Source organism: Stenotrophomonas sp. STEN035 (assembly GCF_056759935.1).
The window spans coordinates 1-23902 of record NZ_JBRRDY010000001.1 but is presented as its reverse complement, the minus strand read 5'-3'; the positions used below and the strand labels follow the sequence as shown (position 1 = coordinate 23902).

General features: G+C 64.5%; 17 protein-coding genes and 1 tRNA gene. 6 read left to right on the top strand and 12 right to left on the bottom strand.

The genetic code is table 11. The annotated features are described in order from the left end of the window. Positions 1-5: 5 nt before the first annotated feature. The 3 genes from ACVOLL_RS00090 to ACVOLL_RS00080 are packed head-to-tail and all read right to left on the bottom strand — an operon-like array spanning position 6 to position 2765. The gene (locus tag ACVOLL_RS00090) at positions 6-710 is read right to left on the bottom strand and encodes a glutamine amidotransferase (protein ID WP_481510999.1); all 705 of its coding nucleotides are present in this window, start codon (positions 708-710) and stop codon (positions 6-8) included. Further along, positions 707-1522, bottom strand: coding sequence for a YggS family pyridoxal phosphate-dependent enzyme (locus ACVOLL_RS00085; RefSeq protein WP_481510998.1), 816 nt, complete (start codon positions 1520-1522; stop codon positions 707-709). The genes ACVOLL_RS00090 and ACVOLL_RS00085 overlap by 4 nt, the downstream gene beginning before the upstream one ends. Beyond that, positions 1515-2765 (bottom strand): benzoate/H(+) symporter BenE family transporter, encoded by a 1251-nt coding sequence (locus ACVOLL_RS00080; RefSeq protein WP_481510997.1) that lies wholly within the window; start codon positions 2763-2765, stop codon positions 1515-1517. Before ACVOLL_RS00080 ends, ACVOLL_RS00085 begins: the two co-directional genes overlap by 8 nt. 111 nt (positions 2766-2876) lie before the next feature. On the opposite strand from ACVOLL_RS00080, the gene pdxR reads away from it, so the two are divergent. After that, complete coding sequence (gene pdxR / locus ACVOLL_RS00075; protein ID WP_481510996.1) at positions 2877-4364, top strand: MocR-like pyridoxine biosynthesis transcription factor PdxR; 1488 nt, start codon at positions 2877-2879, stop codon at positions 4362-4364. A gap of 115 nt (positions 4365-4479) precedes the next feature. Here the strand turns inward: pdxR and ACVOLL_RS00070 are convergent, their stop codons facing one another. After that, positions 4480-6027 (bottom strand): hypothetical protein, encoded by a 1548-nt coding sequence (locus ACVOLL_RS00070; RefSeq protein WP_481510995.1) that lies wholly within the window; start codon positions 6025-6027, stop codon positions 4480-4482. 13 nt (positions 6028-6040) lie between these two features. Continuing rightward, positions 6041-8197 carry a RelA/SpoT family protein gene (locus ACVOLL_RS00065; protein WP_481510994.1) on the bottom strand — a complete coding sequence of 719 codons (2157 nt, stop codon included), beginning with the start codon at positions 8195-8197 and terminating at the stop codon, positions 6041-6043. Between the two features lie 55 nt (positions 8198-8252). On the opposite strand from ACVOLL_RS00065, the gene ACVOLL_RS00060 reads away from it, so the two are divergent. Then, on the top strand, positions 8253-8774 hold the full coding sequence (locus ACVOLL_RS00060) for a hypothetical protein (RefSeq protein ID WP_481510993.1): 522 nt from the start codon (positions 8253-8255) through the stop codon (positions 8772-8774). Between the two features lie 81 nt (positions 8775-8855). Continuing rightward, complete coding sequence (locus ACVOLL_RS00055; RefSeq protein WP_481510992.1) at positions 8856-9392, top strand: DUF4124 domain-containing protein; 537 nt, start codon at positions 8856-8858, stop codon at positions 9390-9392. Positions 9393-9404: 12 nt separating this feature from the next. Here the strand turns inward: ACVOLL_RS00055 and hrpA are convergent, their stop codons facing one another. Continuing rightward, positions 9405-13610, bottom strand: coding sequence for an ATP-dependent RNA helicase HrpA (gene hrpA / locus ACVOLL_RS00050; RefSeq protein WP_481510991.1), 4206 nt, complete (start codon positions 13608-13610; stop codon positions 9405-9407). An 88-nt stretch (positions 13611-13698) separates the two neighbouring features. On the opposite strand from hrpA, the gene ACVOLL_RS00045 reads away from it, so the two are divergent. Together ACVOLL_RS00045 and recQ are read left to right on the top strand one after the other, a co-directional pair. Continuing rightward, positions 13699-14295 (top strand): Dps family protein, encoded by a 597-nt coding sequence (locus ACVOLL_RS00045; RefSeq protein ID WP_481510990.1) that lies wholly within the window; start codon positions 13699-13701, stop codon positions 14293-14295. 315 nt (positions 14296-14610) lie between these two features. After that, on the top strand, positions 14611-16413 hold the full coding sequence (recQ, locus tag ACVOLL_RS00040) for a DNA helicase RecQ (RefSeq protein WP_481510989.1): 1803 nt from the start codon (positions 14611-14613) through the stop codon (positions 16411-16413). A 37-nt stretch (positions 16414-16450) separates the two neighbouring features. Here recQ and ACVOLL_RS00035 read toward each other — a convergent pair whose 3' ends face one another. Beyond that, positions 16451-19204: a protein kinase domain-containing protein gene (locus ACVOLL_RS00035; protein ID WP_481510988.1), complete on the bottom strand. Its 2754-nt coding sequence runs from the start codon at positions 19202-19204 to the stop codon at positions 16451-16453. Positions 19205-19227: 23 nt separating this feature from the next. Further along, positions 19228-19779 carry an ECF-type sigma factor gene (locus tag ACVOLL_RS00030; RefSeq protein ID WP_481510987.1) on the bottom strand — a complete coding sequence of 184 codons (552 nt, stop codon included), beginning with the start codon at positions 19777-19779 and terminating at the stop codon, positions 19228-19230. Between the two features lie 625 nt (positions 19780-20404). On the opposite strand from ACVOLL_RS00030, the gene ACVOLL_RS00025 reads away from it, so the two are divergent. After that, complete coding sequence (locus tag ACVOLL_RS00025; RefSeq protein ID WP_481510986.1) at positions 20405-21217, top strand: DUF5694 domain-containing protein; 813 nt, start codon at positions 20405-20407, stop codon at positions 21215-21217. Positions 21218-21432: 215 nt separating this feature from the next. On the opposite strand, the gene ACVOLL_RS00020 is transcribed toward ACVOLL_RS00025, so the two are convergent. From ACVOLL_RS00020 to ybgF, 4 genes are all read right to left on the bottom strand, one after another. Then, a tRNA-Lys gene (locus tag ACVOLL_RS00020) sits at positions 21433-21508 on the bottom strand. A 60-nt stretch (positions 21509-21568) separates the two neighbouring features. Then, positions 21569-22240: a 7-cyano-7-deazaguanine synthase QueC gene (gene queC, locus ACVOLL_RS00015; protein ID WP_481510985.1), complete on the bottom strand. Its 672-nt coding sequence runs from the start codon at positions 22238-22240 to the stop codon at positions 21569-21571. A 78-nt stretch (positions 22241-22318) separates the two neighbouring features. Further along, positions 22319-23014 carry a 7-carboxy-7-deazaguanine synthase QueE gene (queE, locus tag ACVOLL_RS00010; RefSeq protein ID WP_481510984.1) on the bottom strand — a complete coding sequence of 232 codons (696 nt, stop codon included), beginning with the start codon at positions 23012-23014 and terminating at the stop codon, positions 22319-22321. Between the two features lie 27 nt (positions 23015-23041). Then, on the bottom strand, positions 23042-23770 hold the full coding sequence (ybgF, locus tag ACVOLL_RS00005) for a tol-pal system protein YbgF (RefSeq protein ID WP_481510983.1): 729 nt from the start codon (positions 23768-23770) through the stop codon (positions 23042-23044). Positions 23771-23902 lie beyond the last annotated feature (132 nt).

Here is a 23902-nt window from a genome sequence, read left to right as displayed (position 1 = left end):
GCCGGTTAGTGGCCGCGCCGGCTTGGCAGCGCATCCAGCCACGCGCCAAATACCGCCCGCGCGGCGAGTGGCAAGCTCGGTACCGCGGTCTGTGCCTGCCGACGCAATGCCATCGGGCTGATTCCGGCCTGGGCAAGCTCACAGGCATGTCCGATCAGCCAGTGCTCGATCTGCTGCGGCAGCACCTCCAGATGGCATTGCAGCGCAAGCACATGCTCGCCCACGCTGAACGCTTGGTGCGCGCATAACGCCGTCCCGGCCAGAAGCGTTGCACCCTCTGGAATCTCGAAGCGATCGCCATGCCAATGCAGCACCGGCACCTGCTCCAATCCTGCCAGTGGTGATGCCCTGCCCTGCGCGGTCAGCGTCAACGGCGCGAAACCGATCTCTTTCCGGCCCATGCTCGCAACCTCTGCACCCAGCACGCGTGCGATCAGCTGTGCACCTAGACATATGCCTAGTAGCGGCAACCTGCGGTGCAGCTGCCGTTGAATCAGCGCGAGCTCATCAAGCAAGAATGGATGCTCACGCTCGTCGAACGCAGCTATCGGCCCGCCGAGCACTACCAGCAGGTCAGGTTCTTCCAGGTTGCGCAGATCATCGTCGGGTGCCTCCAGATAACGCACGGTGTAGCCGCGTTCCAGCAACAACGGCTGCAAGGCACCGAGGTCTTCGAAATGCAGATGACGTATCGCCAGAGCGGTCTTCATTGCCCTGTCTCCGCAGCCACGCCATCGTTTGGCCAGTAGTAGCTGTCAGGAAGCGGCCGCGCACCGAAGATCGCTTGACCGACACGCACCACGCTGGCCCCTTCTTCTATCGCGATCTCGAAGTCGCCCGACATGCCCATCGACAGTTCATTCAACGAAGCGCCAACCGCTGTGTCCTGCCGCAATCGATCGCGCAATTCGCGCAACAGCACGAAGCAACGGCGCACGCGCTCGGCCTCGGCCGAGAACAACGCCAAGGTCATCAGGCCACGCACGCGCAGCGCGGGATAGGCGCTCAGTGCCCGCAAGTACGCGGCCACGGTATCCGGCGCCAGTCCGTACTTGCTGGCCTCGCCCGAGGTATTGACCTGCACGTAGACATCCAGCGAACGACCCTCAAGCTGCAGCCGACGTTCCAACGCTTCGGCCAGACGCAGGCTGTCCAGCGCCTGGAACTCGCTGGCGAAGCGCGCCACGAGTTTCGCCTTGTTGGTCTGCAGGTGTCCGATGATCGACCATTGCAGGTCGCCCAGGTCCTGCATGGCCTGCCATTTGCCTGCAGCCTCCTGCACTTTGTTCTCGCCCAGCACGCGGCAGCCGGCGGCATGGGCCAGGCGCAGACTGGCTTCGGGTTTGGTCTTGCTGACTGGCAGCAGACGCACCTGCGCCGGATCACGACCAACGCGCAGGCAGGCAGCATCCATGCGCGCACGCACCGCAGCCAGGTTGTGGCGAAAATCCTCCACCGTCGCGGCCTGCGGATAGCGCCCATGTTGCGCGTGCTGGGTCTGGGTTGATGACGAATCAGCCATTGGCCTGCTCCTGTTTGTTGGCGTTGGCGTTGGCGGGCGCTGGCTGGCTTCGCGGCGACCAGCGTCCATGCAACAGGGCATGCGCCAGCAAACCGATGAGCAGGCCCCAGAACGCGCCACCGATGCCGAGCAAGGTGATGTTGGCGGCTGCCGCCAGGAAGGTGATCAGTGCCGCTTCGCGCGTGCGCGGCTCGGCCAGCGCCGTGGCCAGGCTGCCACCTATCGTGCCCAGCAGCGCCAGCCCGGCCAGGGTGGCAATGAAGGTTGCCGGCAGTGCCATGAACACCGCCGCCAAGGTCACCCCGAACACCCCGACCAGGATGTAGCACATGCCTGCAGCAACCCCGGCAATCCACCGCCGCGAAGGGTCTTCATGCGCTTCGCGGCCGGTCGCGATTGCGGCGGTTATCGCGGCGATATTGAAAGCATGCGAACCGAACGGCGCCATCACCAGGGAACCCAATCCGGTGACCGCCACGATTGGATTGGCGCTGGTCCTGAAACCGTCGTTGCGCAGCACCAGCATGCCGGGCATGTATTGGCCGGTCAGGGTGATCAGGAACAACGGCAGCGCCACGCTGAGCAGCGCGTTGAACGAGAACACAGGCATGGTGAATACCGGCTTGGCCAGCCGCAGCGATACCGCTGACAGATCCAGACGCCCCTGCAGCCACAGGAACGCCAGTCCCAGCAACAGGATGCCGACTATGGCGTAGCGCGCACTGACGCGTTTCAGCAGCAGATAGGCCACGATCAGCAGGCCTGCGAGCAGCGGATCAACGGCAAGCCCGGCAAACGCGCGCGTGCCGAACTGCAGCAGGATGCCGGCCAGCAGGCCGGCGGCCACCCCGGCAGGAATCAGCCGGATCAGCCGATCGAACCAGCCCGACAGGCCCAGCACCACGAAGGCGGCGGCGGAAATCAGGTAGGCAGCAATCGCCTCGTTGTACGGCGTTGTCGCCAACGCCGTCACCAGAAAGGCTGCGGCAGGCGTGGACCAAGCGGTGATGATCGGTTCGCGGCTCAACCAGCTCAACAACAGGCCACTGACACCAACCCCGATCGACAGCGACCACACCCAGGACGCGGTCAGCTCGGGGCTGAGGCCGGCTACCTTGGCCGCTTGGAACACCAGGATGAAGGTGCCGCCGTAGTTGATGATGACCGAGACCAGCCCGGCGACGATGGGATGGATCAGGTCAGCCGGGCGCGTGGCCCGGGAGGAAGCAGCGGCGGACGGCATGGCGAAGTTCAGACTCCTGGTGGCTGGCGTAGGTCGGCGCGGCGGGTCTGTTTTTATAGGCCTAGAATGGCCTGATCGCTCCCACCACTTTCAGTACATAGGCCAGACCAATTGTTCAGGCACGCACAACTTGAATCGGTGAAGGCCTCGGTCGTCGACCCGGCGCAACGCAGCCTGCCACTGCACGTCCGCATCCAGCGCGCGGTACGCCAGCTGATCCTCGACGGCGCCCTGGATGCGAGCAAACCGCTACCGGCCTCGCGGGCCCTTGCTGCCTCGCTGGGCGTATCACGCGACACGGTAGAGGCGGCTTACAGCCAGCTGCATGCCGAGGGCTTCATCGAACGCCGGGTTGGCAGTGGCAGCTTCGTCGCCGAGGGGGCACGCCGCCTGGGCGGACGCGGCACCGCATTGCGCACCAGCGCTACGCAACAACCCTTGCGGCTGAGCCAGCGCGGCGCCGCCATGTACCGCAATGGCGGGGTTCGCGAGTTTCTTGCGCCGCGTGCTTTGGTCCCCGGTGTACCGGAAACCCGCAACTTCCCAATGGCCACCTGGGAGCGACTGCAACGTCAGGTATTGAAGGAATGGGGCAGTGCAGCCCTGCTGCACAGCCCGCCACAAGGCATGGCGCCGCTGCGCAAGGCCATTGCCGACTACGTCAATCTGGAGCGCGGTGCCCACGCCAGCCCGGAACGGGTGCTGGTGGTGACCAGCTCACAGCAGGCCTTGACCCTGTGTGCGAGCGTGCTGCTCGATCCAGGCGAGCGCATCTTCATCGAGGACCCTGCGTATCACGGTGCGCGCAAGGCATTTGATGCCGCCGGCTTGAACTGCGTCCCCATACCGGTGGATGCCGACGGCATGCGCGTGGACCTGCTGCGCGACGCGCGGCAACCCGCGCGGGCAGCGTTCCTGACACCCTCGCACCAGTTCCCCAGCGGCGCGACGCTGGCGCTGGAACGACGACTGCAGATCATCGAATGGGCCAGGCAACAGCAGGCATGGATCATTGAAGACGACTACGACAGCGAGTTCCATTACGCGGGCAGACCGATGGCCTGCGTGCAGGGCTTGGATGCGCATCAGCGCACCATCTACATCGGTACCTTCACCAAGTCGCTGTTTCCCGGCCTGCGCATCGGCTTCATGGTCCTGCCGAGCGAGCTGGTTGCGCCGATGACCATCGCGCGCACCTTGCTGGACGGGCATAGCGCACCAATCCCGCAGCTGACACTGGCGCGTTTCATGGAAGGCGGGCATTTCGGTGCACATGTGCGGGCCATGCGCGCGATCTACTGCGAGCGTCGGGATGTGCTGGCCAAGCTGGTGCGCAGGCATCTGAAGGACTTCGTGGAGCCGCGCGTGCCCGATGGCGGCATGCAAATGCCCTGCGTTTTCATCCGCGATATACCCGAGCAGCAGGCCATCGATGCCGCGCGCCGCGCCGGAATCGATCTGCTTGGGCTGAGTGACCTGCATGCCTGCAGCGAACAAGCGACCGCAGGCTTTCTGATGGGGTTCGCCGCACATGCACCGGGCGAACTTGAGGTGGCGGTAAAGAAGCTTGCACAGGTACTGCGCGTGCTGGTCCGCTGAAGGCCCGAAGCTGGATCAACGAACGCAGCCATGCTGCGCTGGAGCTATACCGGGAAAGCATCAGCCGAGCATGGCTTGGCTCTACCTGGCTTGTTCCGGCCCAGCGCCCGCAAAATCAACGCAGGGCGTTGCGGACCCGCTCGCTGAAGCCAGCAATCTCTGGCGTGGCCGGATCGATCTGCTGTGCCTGCGCCAACGCCTGCTGTGCGAACGCGGTATCGCCACCACCCAGACGCTCACTGCCTACTGCTATCCAGCGCTGTGCCAAGCGCCGTCGCGCCGGTGCCAAAGCCGGGTCGGTGGGCGCCAACGCCTGCCAGGCATCCAGACAGGTACGCGCAGCGCGCAGGCGATTACCGCGCAGATTGTCGTCCAGGCAAGTGCGTGCGGCAGGCAGGATTCTTGCCGCCGCACGCTTGACCCGCGGATCCTGCGGTGCCAACGCCTGCGCCGACTTGAAACGGTCGTAGGCGCTGTTGCCAGGCGGCAACAGCCATTGCTGGCGGGCCTCGGCTTCGTCCAGTTGTTTGAGCAGCGTCTTCAAGCGACGCTCGCGCTCGGTGGCGCTGACCGGCACCTCCATCGATTGCCGGGCCTGTAGTGTGCGCTGCAATACCTGCTCGGCGGCGCCCAGCTCGGCGCTGTCGGGCGCCAGCTCGCGCGCATGCTGCAGGGCGCGCTCGGCTGATTCGAACTGGAAATCCGCCGCCAATCGCAGTGCTTCCTGCACCTGTGCATGGGCAATGCGCTGCAGACCTTGGCGTGCCGCCGAATCCTCACCCGCCGCCAGCACCTGCTGGAATGCATCGGCTGCACGCTGCAGGCGACCACGCGCCAGATCACGCTCGCCCTGCTGGCGTCGTTGCTCCAACGCGGCATTCATCACTGCCTTGACCGCCGGCAGATTGGCGTGACCAGCGTCATAGCGTTCCACCCGCTGCAACAAGGCGGCCGCTGCGGCCAGATCACCGCGGTCTGCAGCGCGGGTTGCCTGGGTCAGCAGGTCGGACAGCACTTCATCGCGCCCTTCCAGTGCCTGCATCTTGTCCGGCTGCAACGACAGCACGCGCTGGTACAACGGCAGCGCAGCGTCCGCCGCATCATCCAGGCGGCCCTGCGCCTGCGCTGCCTCAGCCTGCTGCAACAGTTGTTCGATACCGTCATACCCACGCACCGACTGCTGCAGTTTGGCAGCAAGAGAATCTACATCGGCCGAAGGCGCCTGCAGTTGCCGCGCCAACGCCAGACTGGTGGCGGCTGCTTGGCGATCACCCGCTGCCAACTGCGTGCGCGCCTGCGCCAACGCTGCCTGCGCGGTCTGCGCCAGCGCGGTCTGCACATCGCTGCGGTCCGGGTCCAGCGCTGCCGCAGCCTCGAACAATTCACGCGCACCGCCGCCATCGGCGGCACTCAGATGCCCATCGCGCAGCGCCTGGCGACCGTCATCGAGCAGTTTCTGGATCTTGGTTTCCGGCCACAACCAATCGGCCAGCGGCTGCCGGAACAACGCCAATACAAGTGCCAGGGCGGCCACACCAATGGCGATCGAACGCCAGGCGCGTGGGCTGTTCCAGCCACGCGCCACCCACCAGCGCCCATACAGCCGCAGCTTGTCGCCGAATGTCTCCAATCCCTGTTGGCCGCGCTGACGCCAGTTCTCCATGCGCCAAGCTTACCTATCCCAGCCTTCGTGCATCGTCTACGCCGGGCAAGGCGTCGAGTTTTCCCAGCAGGGTGGACAGCTGGCCGTAGTCACTTACCTTCAAGCGCAGGCGCAATTGCAAGCGACCGCTCTCGCGCACATTGTCGCTGTTGATCTCCAGCACATAGGCATCTTCCTGCGCGATGAGGTTGGTGATGTCCTTCAACAGCCAGCGCCGGTCAACCGCGCGCACCATCACATCGACCTCATAGCCGGTGCCGGTACGTCCCCACTCCACCGGCAGCACCCGCTCCGGATGCGCGGCCGACAAGCGCGCCAGCGACGCGCAATCCATGCGGTGCACGGTGACGCCACGGGTGCGGGTGAGATAGCCGGTGATGGGCTCGCCAGCCACCGGCTGGCAGCAACGTGCCAGCTGCACCAGCAGGTTGCCCACGCCCTGTACGGTGAAATCGGACTTGCCGACGCTGCCGCGGCGTGCGGTCGGCCGTGGCAATGCCGGCGTTGCCGGTTGCGAGGCGGCCTTTTCGGCCTCAAGCAGCGCACGGCTGACCTGGTTGGGGCCGGTATCGCCGAGCGCAACCTGGATGTACAGATCGTCGACGCTGTCGGCGTGGAATTTGCGCGCCGCCACCATCAGGTCCGAATGCTGCAGGCCCAATCGCTTCAGTTCGCGGTCAAGCAGCTCGCGGCCGGCCTGCACATTGCGGGCACGGTCGAGCTTGTGGAACCAGTTACGGACCTTCTCGCGCGAACGCCCGCTGGCCAGGAAGCCATTGGACTGCAGCAACCAGTCACGGCGCGGATCGGCCTCCTTGCCAGTCAGGATCTCGACGCGGTCGCCGCTGCGCAGACGGTAGGTCAGCGGCACGATGCGGCCGTTGATCTTGGCCCCGCGGCAGCGGTGCCCGACCATGGTGTGCACGTGGTAGGCAAAATCCAGCGGGGTGGCGCCGGCCGGCAGGTCCATCACCTCGCCCTTGGGGCTCAGCGCATAGACCCGGTCCTCGATCAGCTCAGCATCCAGCGCGCCGGCCAGATCATCCGCGCTGCCCGGCTCCTGTGCCTGCTCCAGCAGCTGCCGCATCCAGGTGATCTTGCGGTCGAAGGCCTTCTCCGCGCCCTTGCCACCTTCCTTGTACTTCCAGTGCGCAGCCACGCCCAGCTCGGCCTGCGCATGCATCTCGTGAGTACGGATCTGCACTTCGATGGTGCGCCCTTCCGGGCCGATCACCGCGGTGTGCAACGAGCGGTAGTCATTGGCTTTCGGCCTGGCGATGTAGTCATCGAATTCACTGGGAATCGGCGTCCACAGCGCATGCACCACGCCCAGCGCGGCGTAGCAGGCGCCAACGTCATCAACCATCACCCGCACCGCGCGCAGGTCGTACAGCTGCTCGAAGGCCAGCTGCTTCTTCTGCATTTTCCGCCAGATGCTGTAGATGTGCTTGGGTCGGCCGCTGACTTCGCCGCGGATGCCCTGCTCGGCCAGGGCCGCCGACAATTTCTTTTTCACTGCCTCCACATAGCGCTCGCGGGCGATACGGGTTTCGTCGACCTCGCGGGCGATATGGCGATAGGTTTCCGGCTCGAGGAAGCGGAATGCCAGGTCCTCCAGCTCCCACTTCAGCTGCCAGATGCCCAGCCGGTTGGCCAATGGGGCGTGGATGTCGCGGGTCAGCTGGGCCAGCGCGCGGCGCTCTTCGGCTGGCAGCTTGTCGGCCGCACGCATGCAGGCCAATTGCCGCGATAGCAGAATAGGCACCACCCGCAGGTCATGGATGATAGCCAGCAGCAGCCGGCGCAGGCCTTCGCTGTTGCGGCCGGCATCGCGTCCGGCGTGCAGGGCCCACACCTGGTCGGCAGCCTCCTGCCCGTCCAGCAGCCCGGTCACCGCCGTGGCACTTGGCCCCAACGGCAGCTCGGCCGCGCGCGCGCGCAGCCCTGGCAGGTCGAACAGCAGGGCGGCGACGATCACGCTTTCGTCCGCGGACAGCAGCGCCAGCGAATCCAGGGTATCGGCAAGCACCGGCCAGGACAGGCGCGGCGACACATCCATGTCCGCTTGCTGCCAGCAGGCCAGCAAGGCCTGGCGCAGCGGCTCGGACAGGGCACGGGTTGAGGCGCGCTGCAGCAGCGCTTCCAGACCGGGGGTGGGGGAACTGTTCACAGCATTCAATTACGGGCGGATGCCCCTACACTAGCGCCCACCCTCTCTGGGAACAATGTTCATGAAGCTGCCCCGCCTTGCTGTCCTGCTTGCCGCTACCGCTTTGTCGTCGTACCCATTCACCAATGCACACGCCCAGCGCGTGGTGCAGGGGGATCTGCAGCAGCAGATGTCCGCTGCCGAATTCAATGCCGCCGGCTTGAACAAGCTCAGCCCCGAAGAGCTGGTCACGCTCAACAGCTGGCTGCAGGGCAAGGTGGCACAGGCTGCCAGCGTTGCCGTGGAGCAGGCGCGCGAAGAAGGCCGCCAGGAAGTGATCGTCAAGAACCGCGGCTTCTACGACTTCGGTTCCAAGGACCCGATTGAAGCCAGCCTGGCAGGTGAGTTCCGTGGTTTCGGCAAGGGCCGCCAGTACACCCTGGACAACGGCCAGGTCTGGGAACAGACCGATGACACCAGCGTTGGCGGTGTCCGCAAGCAGGACCCGAAGATACGCATCACCCCCGGCCTGATGAACGTTTGGTACCTGCAGATCGACGGGCTCAATACCCGTGCCAAGGTCCGCCGTACCAAGTAACTGCAGCTACCCTGCCCCGGCCGCATCAGCCTGGGCAGGCGTTCCCCATGTTCTTCTTCAGCCTGTGAGCCTGCCTTCGCCATGCGCGTATTCGTTCTGACCCTGCTGTTGCTGCTACTGCCCGCCAGCGCGGCGGCACAGGTATACAAATGCAAAGGCAAATCCGGCGAAACCGTGTATTCCGAGCATCCCTGCGATGCCCGCGCCGAGCCGATGAAGCTGCGCGAAACACCGGTTTCAGCCCCGGCACCGCAACAACCGGCTGTTTCCGAGGGCGAGCACAAAGGCGCAGGCAACGGTGAACCGGCTACAGCGCCAGCCAACAGCGAGGAGCTGGCACGGGCACGCGACGCCGAGCGCAGCTGCATCAGCACCGCCACTGCGTCCATCTATGGCTCTTCCAATGACCGTGTCGGCACCCTGCAGCAGCAGATGGGCATGCTCAACGAACAGCTCGCCGCAGCCCAGGATGCACAACGCAGCAAGGCCTTGCGGGAACGGATGGCAACCTTCCGCCAGGCCATCAGCCGCGAACACGCCAGCGCCCACGCGCAGATGAACACCGCCCGTCGCGCCTGCGTCCAGCAGCACCGCCCGGGTGCGGCCGCCGCGCGCTGAACGCAGCTGCCTTCAGCTGCGCAGTGCTGCCACCCGCTGCGCAAGCTTCTTGGCCGAGATGCCGGAACGGAATCCCAGCTCCTGGGCGAACAGCGACACCCGCAGCTCCTCGATATCCCAGCGCAAGGCTGCCCACTGCGGGCGCTGCGCCAGACCCTGCACACGTGCCTCCTGCAGGGCATCAACGAAGGGCTTGAGCTCCAGCATGCGCGCCTGATCACGTGGTGGATCACGCTTCGCGCGTTCGGCACGCAGGATCATCGCCTTGAGGTAACGCGGGAACTGCGCCAGCGCATCGGCCGGGGTCTCGCGTAGAAACCCGGCATGCACCAAGCCGGCCAACTGCGCCTGCATATCGTCCAGATTGCCGCGTGCCCAACCCATCAACGGTGACTCCAGCTGCGGCTTCAACTCGCCGGTCAGACCAAGGATGCTTTCAGCCAGCTTGAGCCGCTCCATCGCCTCGCCGAACAGACGCTTGCCGGCATCAGCGCAGCGTTGTTGGAAGGCTTCCGGTGTGCGGATCGCCTCCAGCCCATCAGCCAACACCGCGTTCACGGCCGCATCGACCAGATCACCACGCAGCCGTTCCTGCGACTCGATGGACGCATACAACAGGCCGGTCTTCGGCGACACCGGCAGCTGCTTGCGTGCCTGCTTGAGCTTGTCGGCCAAAGCGATCTCCAGCAGGCGGCGTACGCCCTGCGGATGCGCCAATGCGGCTTCATTCCGGTCGGCGAAGATCCGCAGCGCGGCAGCATCGCCGGTATCGACCAGCGCAGGATAGGCCGGTACCCCAGCTTCACCCGGAACCTGCTCGGGAATCGCGGTAGTCGGAAATTCGCGCAGCCCCTCGGCAGCCAGGGCAGCGCCTGCACGTGCAGCAAACGCGCTGCCGGCGCGCTCACCGAAGCGGGCACGCAGCGCCTCCAGGTCACGCGACATGGCGAGTAGCTTCATGCCGTCGTTCTCGCCAGAAGCAGCCGACTTTCCACGTGTTGCAGCACCAGAGCTCACTTCGAACAGGCGCAGATTCATAAGCAGATGCGGGTCCAGTGATTCCACATCGAAGTCCGTCGCAGCGACCATCGCACCCGTGGCCTTGGACAGGAAGCGCGCCAGCTCGCCACGGATGTCGTCAGCCGACGGCTGCGCCCAGGCTTCGGCAAACGCGCGGCCAAAATCGGGCGCCGGCACATAGTTGCGACGCATCGCCTTGGGCAGGCTGCGGATCAAGGCCGAGGCCTTGTCCGCAACGAAGCCGGGGGCAAGCCATGAGAGCCGCGCCGGGTCCAGCGCATTGAGCAAGTGCAACGGCACATCCAGAGTGACACCATCCTCCTCGCTGCCCGGCTCGAAGCGGTAGTGCATCGCCAGCCGCGCATCGCCCAACGGGAAGTACTTCGGGTAACGATCCTGCTCACTGCCCTCGCCCGGCAACAGATCGGTCAGCGACCAGTGCAGGCTGCGGCGTTGTTCCGGCGGCAAGGCCTTCCACCAGCCATCAAGCAGATTGGCCGAATGAATATGCGAAGGCACCCGATCCAGATACCAGCGCGCCTGCCAGTCCTCGTCGGCAACGATGCCAGCGCGGCGCAGCTTGGCTTCCTCTTCGCGCGCCTGCTCCAACAGCTTCATATTGTCGGCGACAAAGCCAGCGCGGGTATTGATCTCGCCGGTCACCAGCGCCTGCCGCACGAAGATGTCGTGCGCTTCGCCGGGATTGATCCTGCCGTAATGCACCGGCTTTTTCGGCGCCAGCACCAGGCCGAAAAGGCTGATCTGCTCGGAGGCCAGCACCTGGCCTTGGGCACGCGACCAATGCGGGTCGAAGTGCTTGCGCGCCAGCAGATGCGGCAACTCTGCAATCACCCAATCCGGCTCGATCGCGGCATTGGTCATGCCCCATACGCGTGCCGTATCCAGCAGCGTGGCACTGAGCACCCATGGCGGTGGCCGCTTGGCCAGGGCCGAACCCGGGAATAGATGGAAACGACGCTGACGCGGTGCCTGGAAGTCGCCCTTCTCGGTGCGATGTCCGATCTGGGTTGGCAGGCCGGCCAGCACTGCACGATGCAGAGTCTGGTAGGCCGCTATGCGTACCTTGTCCGGGATGGAGGAGAAACCGGGGTCGGCATCGGGCTTCCTAGCATTGTTCCCAAGCACGGCAGCAACAGCAGAGGAACCTGGCTCTGACCCCGATTTTTTCCCCTCGCGGGCCAATCGCGCAGCCTTGTGCTGCTCGCCGCGCGTCGCCTTGCGCTTTGCCTCACTGTCGCCACCAGCCGGCATGGCCGGCGGCGCCGACAACAACGCCTTGCCGAAGCTCTCGTCCTCGCCCATGGACCAGCCAAGTTCCTCGCACAGCAGGCGCAGCTGGCGGTGCAGCTCGCGCCATTCACGCATACGCAGGAAACCGAGGAAATGGCGCCCGCACCAGTCGCGCAGCTTGGACTGGGTGAGCTCTTCGTGGGCATCGCGGTAGGCATTCCACAACCGCAGGATGCCGATGAATTCGGAGCGCGCGTCGGCAAACAAGGCATGTGCATTGTCGGCCGCCTCGCGCGCTTCCGGTGGCCGCTCACGCGGGTCCTGGATGCCGAGGAAGGAGGCAATCACCAGCATCTCGCGCAGGCAACCACCCTTGTGCGCGGCCACCAACATGCGTGCCAGCTTCACGTCCACCGGCAAGCGCGACATCTGCCGGCCGATGTCGGTGAGCTTGCGCGCATCGTCGATGGCACCAAGCTCGGCCAGCTGTTGCCAGCCGTCGGCCACCGCGCGCTCGTCCGGTGCTTCCAGGAACGGGAATTCGTCGATCTTGCCCAGGCCCAACTGCAGCATGCGCAGGATCACGCCGGACAACGAGGAACGGCGGATTTCCGGATCGGTGAACTCCGGACGGCTCAGGAAATCCGCCTCCGAGTACAGCCGGTAGCACACGCCCTCGGAAATACGACCGCAGCGGCCCTTGCGCTGGTTGGCGCTGGCCTGGGATACCGGCTCGATATGCAGGCGGTCGAGTTTCTGCCGCGGGCTATAGCGTTTGACGCGGGCATAGCCCGGATCGACCACATAACGGATGCGCGGCACCGTCAGCGAGGTCTCGGCGACGTTGGTGGTCAGCACCACACGTCGTTTCGGGCCGGGGTTGAATACCCGGTCCTGGTCCTTGGCCGACAGGCGCGCATACAGCGGCAGCACTTCGGTTTCACGGTATTTGCGCCGTTCCAATGCCTGGTGGGTGTCGCGGATCTCGCGCTCACCCGGCAGGAAGATCAGCACATCGCCGCGTGCATCGCTGCGGGTAATTTCATCGACGGCAGCGACAATGGCCGAGACCGGGTCCATCGCGGAATCGCTATCAGCCTCGGTGCGCTTGCCACGCGCAGGTGCGGCTGCGCTGTCGGCGCTCTGGCCCATTTCCTCCAATGGCCGATAGCGCACCTCCACCGGATAGGTACGGCCTTCAACATTGACCACCGGCGCATTGTCGAAGTGGCGCGAGAAACGCTCGGTATCGATGGTGGCCGAGGTCACGATCAACTTCAGGTCCGGACGCTTGCGCAGCAGCTGCTTCAGATAGCCCAGCAAGAAGTCGATATTGAGGCTGCGCTCGTGCGCCTCGTCGATGATCAAGGTGTCGTAGCGCGACAGCCACCGATCCGAGGCGATCTCGGCAAGCAGGATACCGTCGGTCATGAACTTGATGCGGCTGTCCTCACCGACCTTGTCGGTGAAGCGCACCTGGTAGCCAACCACCGTGCCCAGCTCGGTCTGCAACTCCTCGGCCACGCGCGCGGCCACCGCGCGGGCGGCAATGCGCCGTGGCTGGGTGCAGCCGATCATCCCGGCCTCGCCGCGCCCGGCCGCCAGGCACAGTTTGGGCAGCTGGGTGGTCTTGCCGGAGCCGGTTTCGCCAGCGATGACCACCACCTGGTGAGCCCGGATCAGGCCGCTGATCTGCTCGGCCTCACGCGCGATTGGCAGGGCTTCGTCCATAGTGATGGCAATCGGCCGCGCGGCGCGCTGCTGGCGCTGCGCATGCGAGCGCTGCAGCTGCTGCTGGAAGGCCTGCTCGGCCGTGGCGTCCGCGGGTTTGCCCTGCCAGCGTGACAGCAGCCCCAACAGGCGCCCACGGTCACGGCTCATCGCCCCGTCAATGGCAGGGCGGGCGGCGCGCAGGCGCGCGGACAGGTCTTTTTCGATAGTGCTCATCAATCGTTCAACGTCAAAACTTGAAATACAGGTATGGTGCCCAGAGCGCTATTGTGAAGCCATTCAACCCGCCAAGGAGAAAAGCGTCATGGCCAAGGCCAAGAACAGCAGCAAACCAGAAGCCGGCAAGAAGAAGCAGGCCGCAGCAGCAGCCGTCACCAAGACGGAAATTGGAAAGAAGAAGCTCGCAGCCGCCGCCCCCTCGGCACCTGCTGTAGATATCGGGATCAAGGACGCAGATCGCAAGAAGGTGGCCGACGGCCTTTCACACTTCCTTGCCGATTCCTACACGCTGTACCTGAAGACCCACAATTTCCATTGGAACGTCACCGGGTCGATGTTCAACTCGCTGCACAACATGTTCATGGACCAGTACACCGAGCAGTGGAACGCCCTGGACGAGATCGCCGAGCGCATCCGCGCGCTGGGCTTCAACGCGCCGGGTTCCTACCGCGAATTCGCCGCACTGACCTCGATTGCCGAGGAGCCGGGCCTGAATGACAGCGCTGACTGGCGCGAGATGGTGCGTCAGCTGGTGGTCGGCAATGAAGCGGTCTGCCGTACCGCTCGCAAGGTGCTGGACCAGGCCGATGATGCCGACGACGCCCCCAGCGAGGACCTGCTGACGCAGCGTCTGCAGATCCACGAGAAATATGCGTGGATGCTTAGGTCTCTACTTCAGTAACGGGTTCGGCGCACTACCTGTAGTGCCGAGCCATGCTCGGCAGGGGCTTTATCGGAAAGGCCTCAGCCGAGCATGGTTCGGCTCTACAGGGCTTTACCGGGAAGGCCTCAGCCGAGCATGGTTCGGCTCTACAGGGCTGTACCGGGAAGGCCTCAGCCGAGCATGGCTCGGCTCTACAGGGCTGTACCGGGAAGGCCCCTGCCGAGCATGGCTCGGCACTACAGGGGTTTTGGCGCAACCCTGAAATGGCCGCGACGGCGCGGCTGACGCTGTATCGGTCATTCGGCTCGGGCCGCCAGCGGGTAAACTAGCGCAATGCCCCAGAGTCCCGCGCAACAACTGCTTTCCAGCGTTTTCGGTTACGACAGTTTCCGCGGCGATCAGCAGGCCATCGTCGAGCACGTCGCCAATGGCAACGATGCCTTGGTATTGATGCCGACCGGTGGCGGCAAATCCCTGTGCTACCAGATCCCGGCGCTGCTGCGCGACGGCTGCGGGATTGTCATCTCGCCGCTGATCGCCTTGATGCAGGACCAGGTGGAGGCGCTGCACCAGGTTGGTGTCCGCGCCGAGTTCCTCAACTCTACGCTGGATGCCGAAACCGCCGCACGGGTCGAGCGCGAGCTGCTGGCCGGTGAGCTCAAGCTGCTCTACGTCGCCCCCGAGCGCCTGCTGACCGGTCGCTTCCTGTCGCTGCTGAGCCGCGCGCACATCTCGCTGTTCGCCATCGATGAGGCCCACTGCGTCTCGCAATGGGGGCACGACTTCCGCCCCGAATACCGGCAGCTGACGGTGCTGCACGAGCGCTGGCCGCAGGTGCCGCGGATCGCCCTGACCGCCACCGCCGATCCGCCTACCCAGCGCGAGATCGCCGAGCGCCTGGACCTGTCCAGCGCCCAGCATTTCGTCAGTTCCTTCGACCGCCCCAACATCCGCTACACGGTGGTGCAGAAGGACAACGCCAAGCGCCAGTTGCTGGGCTTCCTGCGCAATCACCGCGATGAGGCCGGCATCGTCTATTGCATGTCGCGACGCAAGGTCGAGGAGACCGCGCAGTTCCTGTGTGGCGAAGGCATGCAGGCGCTGCCCTATCACGCCGGTATGCCAGCCGAGGTACGTGCCGCCAACCAGCGTCGTTTCCTGCGCGAGGACGGCATCGTGATGTGCGCCACCATTGCCTTCGGCATGGGCATCGACAAACCGGACGTGCGCTTTGTCGCGCATACCGACCTGCCCAAGTCGATGGAAGGCTATTACCAGGAAACCGGCCGTGCAGGCCGCGATGGCGAGGCTGCCGAAGCCTGGCTGTGCTACGGCCTGGGCGACGTGGTGCTGCTCAAGCAGATGATCGAGCAGTCCGAAGCCGGCGAAGAACGCAAGCAGCTGGAGCGCGCCAAGCTCGACCATCTGCTCGGATACTGCGAATCGATGCAGTGCCGCCGGCAGGTGCTGCTGGCCGGCTTCGGCGAAACCTATCCCAAGCCCTGCGGCAACTGCGACAACTGCCTCACCCCACCCGCGGCCTGGGACGCCACCATTCCGGCGCAGAAGGCGCTGAGTTGCGTCTACCGCAGCGGCCAGCGTTTTGGCGTCGGCCACTTGATCGACATCCTGCGCGGCAGCGACAACGAGCGCATCCGCCAGCTCGGCCACGACAAGCTCAGTACCTATGCCATCGGCAATGATCTGGATGCGCGCGCCTGGCGCGGCGTGTTCCGCCAACTGGTTGCCGCCAGCCTGCTGGAAGTTGACCCGGAAAGCCACGGCGGCCTGCGCCTGACCGATGCCAGCCGCGATGTACTCACCGGCCGCCGGCAGATGATGATGCGTCGCGATGCTGCACCCACCCGCGAGCGCGAGCGTGGCGGCCCACGCACCGGCCTGCCGGTGCAAGCTGGCGATCTATCGCTGTTCCAGGCCTTGCGCGGCTTGCGTGCGGAACTGGCACGCGAACAGAACGTGCCTGCATTCGTGATCTTCCACGACAGCACCTTGCGCAACATCGCCGAGCAGCGCCCGACCAGCGTCGACGCACTCGGCAAGGTGGGCGGTATTGGTGGCAGCAAGCTGGCTCGCTATGGCCAGCGACTGGTCGAGATCGTGCGTGAACAAGGTTGACGCGCAGCACCCGGCTACCCTGCCCTTTTGGCGGCGGCTAACGCCCGCCTAGATTTTGCTCAGCCAGCAGCAGCAGTCCGTCCAGCTTGCGCCGATCCGGCGAGCCGGCAACCTGCAGCCGCCCTATCAGCAGCAGCACGCGCTGCAACTCTTCCTTGGCCAGCCGCGCGTGCCCCAACTGCAGCAAGGATTCGGCCAGCGCCAGACTCGTCTCGACAACAGCGGCACTATCTTTGCCCTGATTGCTACCAGCAAACTCCACCGCGGTCCTGCGCAAAGCGAGCGCTTGCTCGCCCTCGCCCTGCCGCATCGCCAGATCGGCACGGATACCCAGCAGCCGCAACTGCAGCTCCTCCGCTATCGGTGAATTCATTCGCTCCAGCAATTGCCGCGCCTGTGCCAGCTGACCGCTGCGCACATGCCAGTCAATCCAGTTCAAATGGGCCTGCACGCGGCCGGGCGCATCGGCCGGTAAACTCTGGCTCAAGCCCTTGTCAGCGTGCTCCAGCATCACCCGGGCCTCGCTCATCCGCCCATCCCGCATCAGCAGACGCGCCAATTCACTTTCAGCGCGCAGGCTGGTGGGTGAGTCCCCGCCAAGTTTCTGCTTGCGGATCATCCAGGACTGCCGATACAGCGCTTCGGCCGCGGCCAGCTCGCCACGCAGCTCTTTCAACGAGCCGTAGTTGAACAGGCCCATCGAGTACTCGACCGAGTCCTGTCCATCCAGGCGTGCGCTCAAGGCATTCCGCTTCTGGTAATGCAGTTCGGCGGCCGCATAATCACCGGAATCCCGATACAGGTCCGCCAATCCATCGTATTGCACGCGGACAAAGCTGCTCTCCGCGCCGTACAGCTCCAGCGCATACTGCATACCGGTTTGCAGTAGTGGCAACGCCTGTTCGTACTTGCCTTGCTCGCGGAGTATCTGCGCCAACCGCGTTTCAGCAGCCAACGCCAGGCTGGTGCGGCGGCCATGCAGATTGTCCAGCATCCGCCGGAACTCATGCTCTGCCGATTGCTGCCGTCCCCAGCGTAGGAACAGCAAACCTTTGTTGTACGACAACTCACTGATCTCGGTGCTGACGTCCACGTCCTTCACATCCTGATACAGCGACGTCGCACTATTGAAGGCCGCCTCACCCAGATCAAAATGCTGCTGATTCACCAAGGCCAGTCCCTTGGCGCTGTACAGACGCGCCTGCACCAACGCTGGTGACTTGCCTCCAATCAGATCCAGGCCCTGCACCGCCAACTGCAGACCGCGCGCGCCATCGCCATCAAGGGTCTTCTGCACGGACAGGTCCGCCAGCACATTCGCAGCATCCAGTGGGCGCGCGACGCGCGGATCCATGAAACCGCCGTAGGCTTGCTGCAACAGAGTGTCGGCCTGATGCGAAGCACCTGCGTTCTGATAGGCAACGCCGAGTACTGCACGCATCCGTGCCAACTGCGCAGGAGCATCAGCCAGATCACGCGCGACCTGCAACGTGGCCTTGTCCAGCAGCTGCCGCGAACTCAACTCCTCGGCACCGCGCTCGGTGCGTAGAAACGGATCAGCGGTTTCAAACATGCCAACCATGAAATTGCTGATCTGCTGCGCCACCACTGCTTCCTCCTGCGCCTGCCGCCGGGTCTCCCACAAACCGAACACGAACACCGCAAGCAGCGCACTCACACCGACACCGATCGCCGTGCCCTGCCAGTTCCGACGCAGTGCTTTTCCGAGGTGGTACAAGCGGCCACCGTTGCGCGCAAGTACCGGCTGCATCTCCTGATAGCGGCGCAGGTCAGCCATCAAGGCTTCAACCGAGCGATAACGCAGGGCGATGTCAGTGGCGCAGGCACGTGCGACGATGGCATCCAGATCGCCACGCAGGCGTCGCCGCCAGGGCAGATCAGCTGGTGTATTGGCACTGGGCGCAATCAATACCTCGCCGGTGTTCTGCGCCTCGCGCATCGATGGTTGCGTGGACAGCAACTCCAGCAACATCACGCCAAGACTGTAGACATCGCTGGCCGCACCGACGGCATGCCCGGCAATCAACTCCGGGCTGGCGTAGCCCGGTGTGCAGTACCCGGAGTCGCGTTTGTCACGCGCCTCGTTGAGCAGCCGCGCCAGACCAAAGTCCAATAGCACCGGCTGGCCGTTGGCCTGCACCAGCACGTTGGGAGGCTTGAGATCGCAATGCAACACCAGCTGTTCGTGTGCCGACTGCACGATGCTGCAGATTTCCAGGAACAGCGTAAGCCGTTGCTGCAGGCCCAGCGCCTGCTCGACGCACCAACAATCCAGCGGCACGCCGTCGATGTACTCCATCACCAGATAGGGATGCCCATCCGGCGTAGTACCGCCATCGTAAAGACGCGCAACATTGGGCATCTGCAGGCCAGCCAGCACCTGCCGCTCCGCACCAAGCAGCTCCACCTCGGTGGCGCCCGGCATGCCATGCAACAATTTGATGGCAACCGTGCGCTGGTAAAGACCGTCGGCGCGCTCAGCTTTGAACACCGTGCCCATGCCGCCATGTGCGATGCGCTCGGTCAGCCGCCATGGCCCTAGCCGCTCTCCCACACCCAGTTCCGGCGCCAACGCGCGCGCCAATGCAGTGTCCAGGCGATTGCTGACCCGGCTCAGACCCACGGTCTGCGAGCGCAGCAACTGCAGCACTTCATCGCGGATCGCTGAATCGTCGCTGCCCGCAACGAGTGCTTGCTGCCATTGCTCGCGCGGCAGCTCGCAGATGGCGTCAAACAGTTCACGAACCTGCCGCCAACGCTCGCTCCCCATTACCGCGCCCCCGTCATCGCAGCTCAGCGCAGCTGCCGGTTCAACCAGGCCCGCGCAAAGCGCAGGTCGCGGTCAACCGTGGGCGCGGACACATCCAGCACCAGCGCGATCTCGTCGCGGCTCATACCGCCGAAGTAGGTCAATTCAATGGTGCTCGCCGCGCGCGGCTCAAGTTCGGCCAGTTGATTCAATGCCTGGTGCAGGGCCAGCACGTCGTAACCGACAGCCGCATCGTCCGGCACCTGGTCAGCGTGGGACAGCGTCAACTGCTCGGCATTGCCACCACGCTTGTCTGCTGCCCGCGCGCGCAGATGATCGACCAGCACCGAGCGCATCTTCAGCGCGGCGATGGCAACGAAGTGGGCGCGGTCCTTGTAGTCCGCATCGGTACCAAGCAGGCGCATCAGCGATTCATTGACCAGCGCAGCCGGCTGCAAGGTGCCGCCGGTCTGCTGCGACAAGCGGTTGCGGGCAATCAGCATCAAATCCGAGTACAACGCTTCGAACAGATGCTCGCGCGCATCCATGTCGCCTTGTTGCCATCGGTGCAGTAATTGCGTGATCTGCTTGCTCAACCCTGTCCCCAGTGCATGGACGCCCATCAGGGCAACCAACGATCCACCCTGCATATTAGGACCAGACCCAGCGACTTCCAACCACAGCGGCTAGCACTGTTGCTTCGTGCTGCGCGCCGGGCGCCTCGCACGTCCTCCATATCGCCCGCAAACGGCGAACACGGTCACAAGCCACACGTGCTGCCGGAATGTTCGCCTGCCTTTCGGCGGTGATCCATTGCGGTCACAACGAAGCCGCACGCCAGACTCCGCAAACCTGACTGAGCGTTGACAAAGCCTCGGCAGAGACGGAATCTGCGTCACTTCGCGCCTATCAAGCGCTCAATCGGCAGGTTCTATGCAGCAGGGTGTTATGCAGGGCATGTGGGGACGAGGCGTATTGATCTGCGCGCTGTTGGCGACAGGGGCCCAAGCAGAAGTCGCGCAGGCACAGTCCTTTGTTCCGGGCGCACACAAGGGGCCTCGGCATGGAGCTCAGAACGAAGTTGCGGTGCTCGGCACTGCACATCTGGCAAGTCTGCCAAAAACCTTTGATCCATCGACGCTCACCCCACTGATCGACCGCCTGGCAGCGTGGCAACCGCAGGCAATCGCCGTAGAGACAGTCTCGGGACAGCAGTGCGACATGTTGCGCCGCTACCCTGCCCGTTACGCGCTGACGGTGAACGATTACTGCCCCGACCTGTCAGCGGCTGCAAAAGCGACCGGACTGGACGTGGCCGCGGCGACAGCGGCCGCTGAGGCAATGCTGGCGAACTGGCCGGCGCAACCGACAGCCACCCAGCGTCGCGAACTGGCAGCCACGTTCCTGGCCGCCGGAGAGCACGATTCCGCTCTTGTCCAGTGGCTGCACCTGCCTGCACCAGAGCGGCGTGCGGAAGGCAGCTTGAACCAGGAGTTGCTGGAGGCGCTGGAAGCACTGCGCAGCAGTCGCAATGAAAACACGCTGATCGCTGCACAGCTGGCGGTGCGGCTGGGCCATCAACGGCTCTGGCCGATGGACGATCACAGTGCCGACCGCTATGGCCCGGACCCCAAGGCCTACGTGAAGGCCATCCGCAAGGCGTGGGACAACCCTGCCAGCAAGCAACGTGCGGCGCTGTACAGCAGCCTGGAATCCCAACTAGACACACCCGAGAACGCGCTGGCGATGTATCGGCGCGACAACGGCCCGGACGTCGCCCCGGCGGCCTTCGAAGGCGACTACGGTGCCGCATTGGAAGAACCCTCCCCGCAGGGTTACGGACGCATGTATGTCACGTCCTGGGAAACCCGCAACCTGCGCATGGCCGCCAATATCCGCGACCTGATGGGGCCAAGCCCGGGCATGCGCACCCTGGTGCTGGTTGGCGCCTCGCACAAGGCGTATCTGGATGCCTATCTCGAGCAGATGCACGATGTGCGCATCATCGATGTCCAGCAGGCCTTGCTGAAGTAGCGCACAAAGGCCGCGGATAGAGCCACGGCTCTGCCATCACGCACCCCGGGTAAGCGCATCGCCCCCGGGAGAAAGGATCAAGGCGAGGGCGTGCGGCAGTGCGCCGTACTTGCCCGGGCTACGCTCGACGTGCCAGTCCAGGCCGCTTACACGGAGACTGATGCTTCGTGAGGCAACAAAAAAGGCTCCGGATCGCTCCGAAGCCTTGGCAATGCTGGTGGGCCGTGAAGGATTCGAACCTTCGACCAAAAGATTAAAAGTCTTCTGCTCTACCGACTGAGCTAACGGCCCAAACAAAGACCCGGCCGTAGCCGGGGCGCGTATTCTAACGCAATAAACGCAAAAACAAAATCACACGTAATGGGTTGGGTCAGCCATGCCGGCAGCAGTGAAGCCATCAGCACGCAACTGGCAGGCATCGCAGTGGCCACAGGCCTTTCCGTCCATATCGGCCTGGTAACAGGACACAGTCAGACCAAAGTCCACGCCCAGGCGCTGCCCTTCCAATGCGATCTGCGCCTTGCTCAGGTACTGCAATGGCGCGTGCACGCGGATGCCTGCACCTTCCACGCCGGCCTTGGTGGCCAGATTGGCCAATGCCTGGAAGGCGGCGATGAATTCCGGGCGGCAGTCCGGGTAGCCGGAGTAATCCACCGCATTGACGCCGCAGAAGATGTCGTTGGCACCGAGCACTTCGGCCCAGCCCAGCGCCAGTGACAGCATGATGGTGTTGCGGGCTGGCACATAGGTGACCGGAATGCCGCCACCTTCGCCTGCCTCGGGCACGTTGATGTCATCGGTCAGGGCCGAGCCGCCGATACTGCGCAGGTCGACCGCGACCACTTTGTGTCCGGCTACGCCGAGCGCAGCGGCCACGCGTGCGGCGGCCTCCAGCTCGGAGGTGTGGCGCTGGCCATAGCGCACGCTCATTGCATGCACTTCGAAGCCCTGTTCCTGGGCGATGGCGACGACGGCGGCTGAGTCCATGCCGCCGGAAAGAAGCACGACTGCTTTCTTCTTCATTGTGTTGATCCGGTTGGGGGAGGAAAGCCAGCACGCTGTCCCGCGCCGGGGTAAACACTTGACGGGTGCAACGCCGGCTCAATAGCCCGGGGCGTCGTCCCACAACAACTTGTGCAACTGCATCTGGAAGCGCACCGGCAGACGATCGGCGACGATCCAGTCGGCCAGTTCGCGCGGACTGACCTGCGACTTGCTAGGCGAGAACAACACCATGCAGCGCTCCGGCAGGCGGTGCTCGCTGAGCATGGCCTTGGCCCACTCGTAATCACCACGACTGCAGATCACGAACTTCAACTGGTCACGGGCGGTGAGCAGCGGAATGTTCTCCAGCCGGTTGCGCGCCATTTCCGCCGAATCCGGCGTCTTCAGGTCGACCACGCGTGATACGCGCGGATCGACCTCGGCGATGTCCAGCGCGCCGGAGGTCTCCAGCGACACGTCCAAACCGGCTTCGCAGAGCTTGTGCAGCAGGATCAGGCAGCGCTTCTGCGCCAGCGGCTCTCCGCCGGTGACGCAGACGTGGCGCACGCCCTGCTTGAGCACTTCGGCGACGATATCGTCGATATCCCACCAGTCGCCGCCATGGAAAGCGTAGGCGGTATCGCAGTACTGGCAACGCAGCGGGCAGCCGGTCAGGCGCACGAACACGGTCGGCCAGCCGACGCTATCGGCCTCGCCTTGCAGGGACAGGAAAATTTCGGTGATCTTCAGTCGCGGCAATGGCGACTGCACGATCTCGCTGGGAACAGCGGCGCTGGGAGAGTTCATAGTCATCAGCCGCACCATCGGTGCGGCACCACATCAACGCAGTTGCTGGCCGAGCCGGATCGACTGCAGTCGGTCCTGGGCGGTACGGGCCGCATCACTGCCGGGAAAACGGGAAATTACCTGTTCCAGGGTTTGTTGCGCCTGGGCGTTGTTGCCTTCACCAAACTGCGACAGGCCAAGCTTCAGCAAACCGCCGGCGGCCTTGTCGTGGGTGGGATAGCGGGCAACCAGATCACTGAACTGTGCCTCGGCCATCTTGAAGTTACGCGTTGCGTAAAAGCTCTCACCCAACCAATACAAGGCATTGGGGGTGTAAGCAGCATTCGGGTACAGCTCAAGGAAGCTCTGGAACAACTGCGCCGAGTCGGCGTAGTTGCCGGCCTTCAACGCATCGAACGCGACATTGTAGGCAGCACGCTCATCACCGGCCGAAGCCAGCGTACCGGCGTCACCACGTACTGTCGGCGGGCGTTCGGCAGCAGCCGCTGCCGGCTTTGTGGCCGCAGCGGCGGGCGTCACCGCGCCAGTGGTTGGAGCTGCCGGAGCGCCAGCACCGCCTTCAAGGCGATTGAGGCGACCGTCCAGGTCCAGATACTGATCGCGACTGCGCTGTTTCAGCTGTTCGTTCTCGTGCTGAAGCTGCTCGATCGTGCTCTGCAACGCCTGCATCTCAGTGCGCAGCTGCTGCAGCTGATTGAGCATATCGGTATTGGCCTGACTGTTGTTGACCTGCGTTTCCAGCACGCCAACACGGTCAGCCAAACTTGCACGCTGTGCATACGCGGGCGCGGGCGCCCCCCGGGCGGGCCCGGCCCCCCCCCAAAGGTTGTGGGGGGTGGGCCCCCGGTTGGGGGCGGGGGTGGAGCATTGGCCCCGGCGGGTGTTGGGCCCCCC

Coding starts and splice junctions, on each gene's coding strand:
- hrpA (WP_481510991.1), bottom strand. CDS start 13,610: ATGAGCACTATCGAAAAAGACCTGTCCGCGCGCCTGCGCGCCGCCCGC.
- ACVOLL_RS00045 (WP_481510990.1), top strand. CDS start 13,699: ATGGCCAAGGCCAAGAACAGCAGCAAACCAGAAGCCGGCAAGAAGAAG.
- ACVOLL_RS00055 (WP_481510992.1), top strand. CDS start 8,856: ATGCGCGTATTCGTTCTGACCCTGCTGTTGCTGCTACTGCCCGCCAGC.
- ACVOLL_RS00085 (WP_481510998.1), bottom strand. CDS start 1,522: ATGGCTGATTCGTCATCAACCCAGACCCAGCACGCGCAACATGGGCGC.
- queC (WP_481510985.1), bottom strand. CDS start 22,240: ATGAAGAAGAAAGCAGTCGTGCTTCTTTCCGGCGGCATGGACTCAGCC.
- ACVOLL_RS00025 (WP_481510986.1), top strand. CDS start 20,405: ATGTTGCGCCGCTACCCTGCCCGTTACGCGCTGACGGTGAACGATTAC.
- ACVOLL_RS00035 (WP_481510988.1), bottom strand. CDS start 19,204: ATGGGGAGCGAGCGTTGGCGGCAGGTTCGTGAACTGTTTGACGCCATC.
- ACVOLL_RS00090 (WP_481510999.1), bottom strand. CDS start 710: ATGAAGACCGCTCTGGCGATACGTCATCTGCATTTCGAAGACCTCGGT.
- ACVOLL_RS00070 (WP_481510995.1), bottom strand. CDS start 6,027: ATGGAGAACTGGCGTCAGCGCGGCCAACAGGGATTGGAGACATTCGGC.
- queE (WP_481510984.1), bottom strand. CDS start 23,014: ATGACTATGAACTCTCCCAGCGCCGCTGTTCCCAGCGAGATCGTGCAG.
- ACVOLL_RS00060 (WP_481510993.1), top strand. CDS start 8,253: ATGTTCATGAAGCTGCCCCGCCTTGCTGTCCTGCTTGCCGCTACCGCT.
- ACVOLL_RS00080 (WP_481510997.1), bottom strand. CDS start 2,765: ATGCCGTCCGCCGCTGCTTCCTCCCGGGCCACGCGCCCGGCTGACCTG.
- recQ (WP_481510989.1), top strand. CDS start 14,611: ATGCCCCAGAGTCCCGCGCAACAACTGCTTTCCAGCGTTTTCGGTTAC.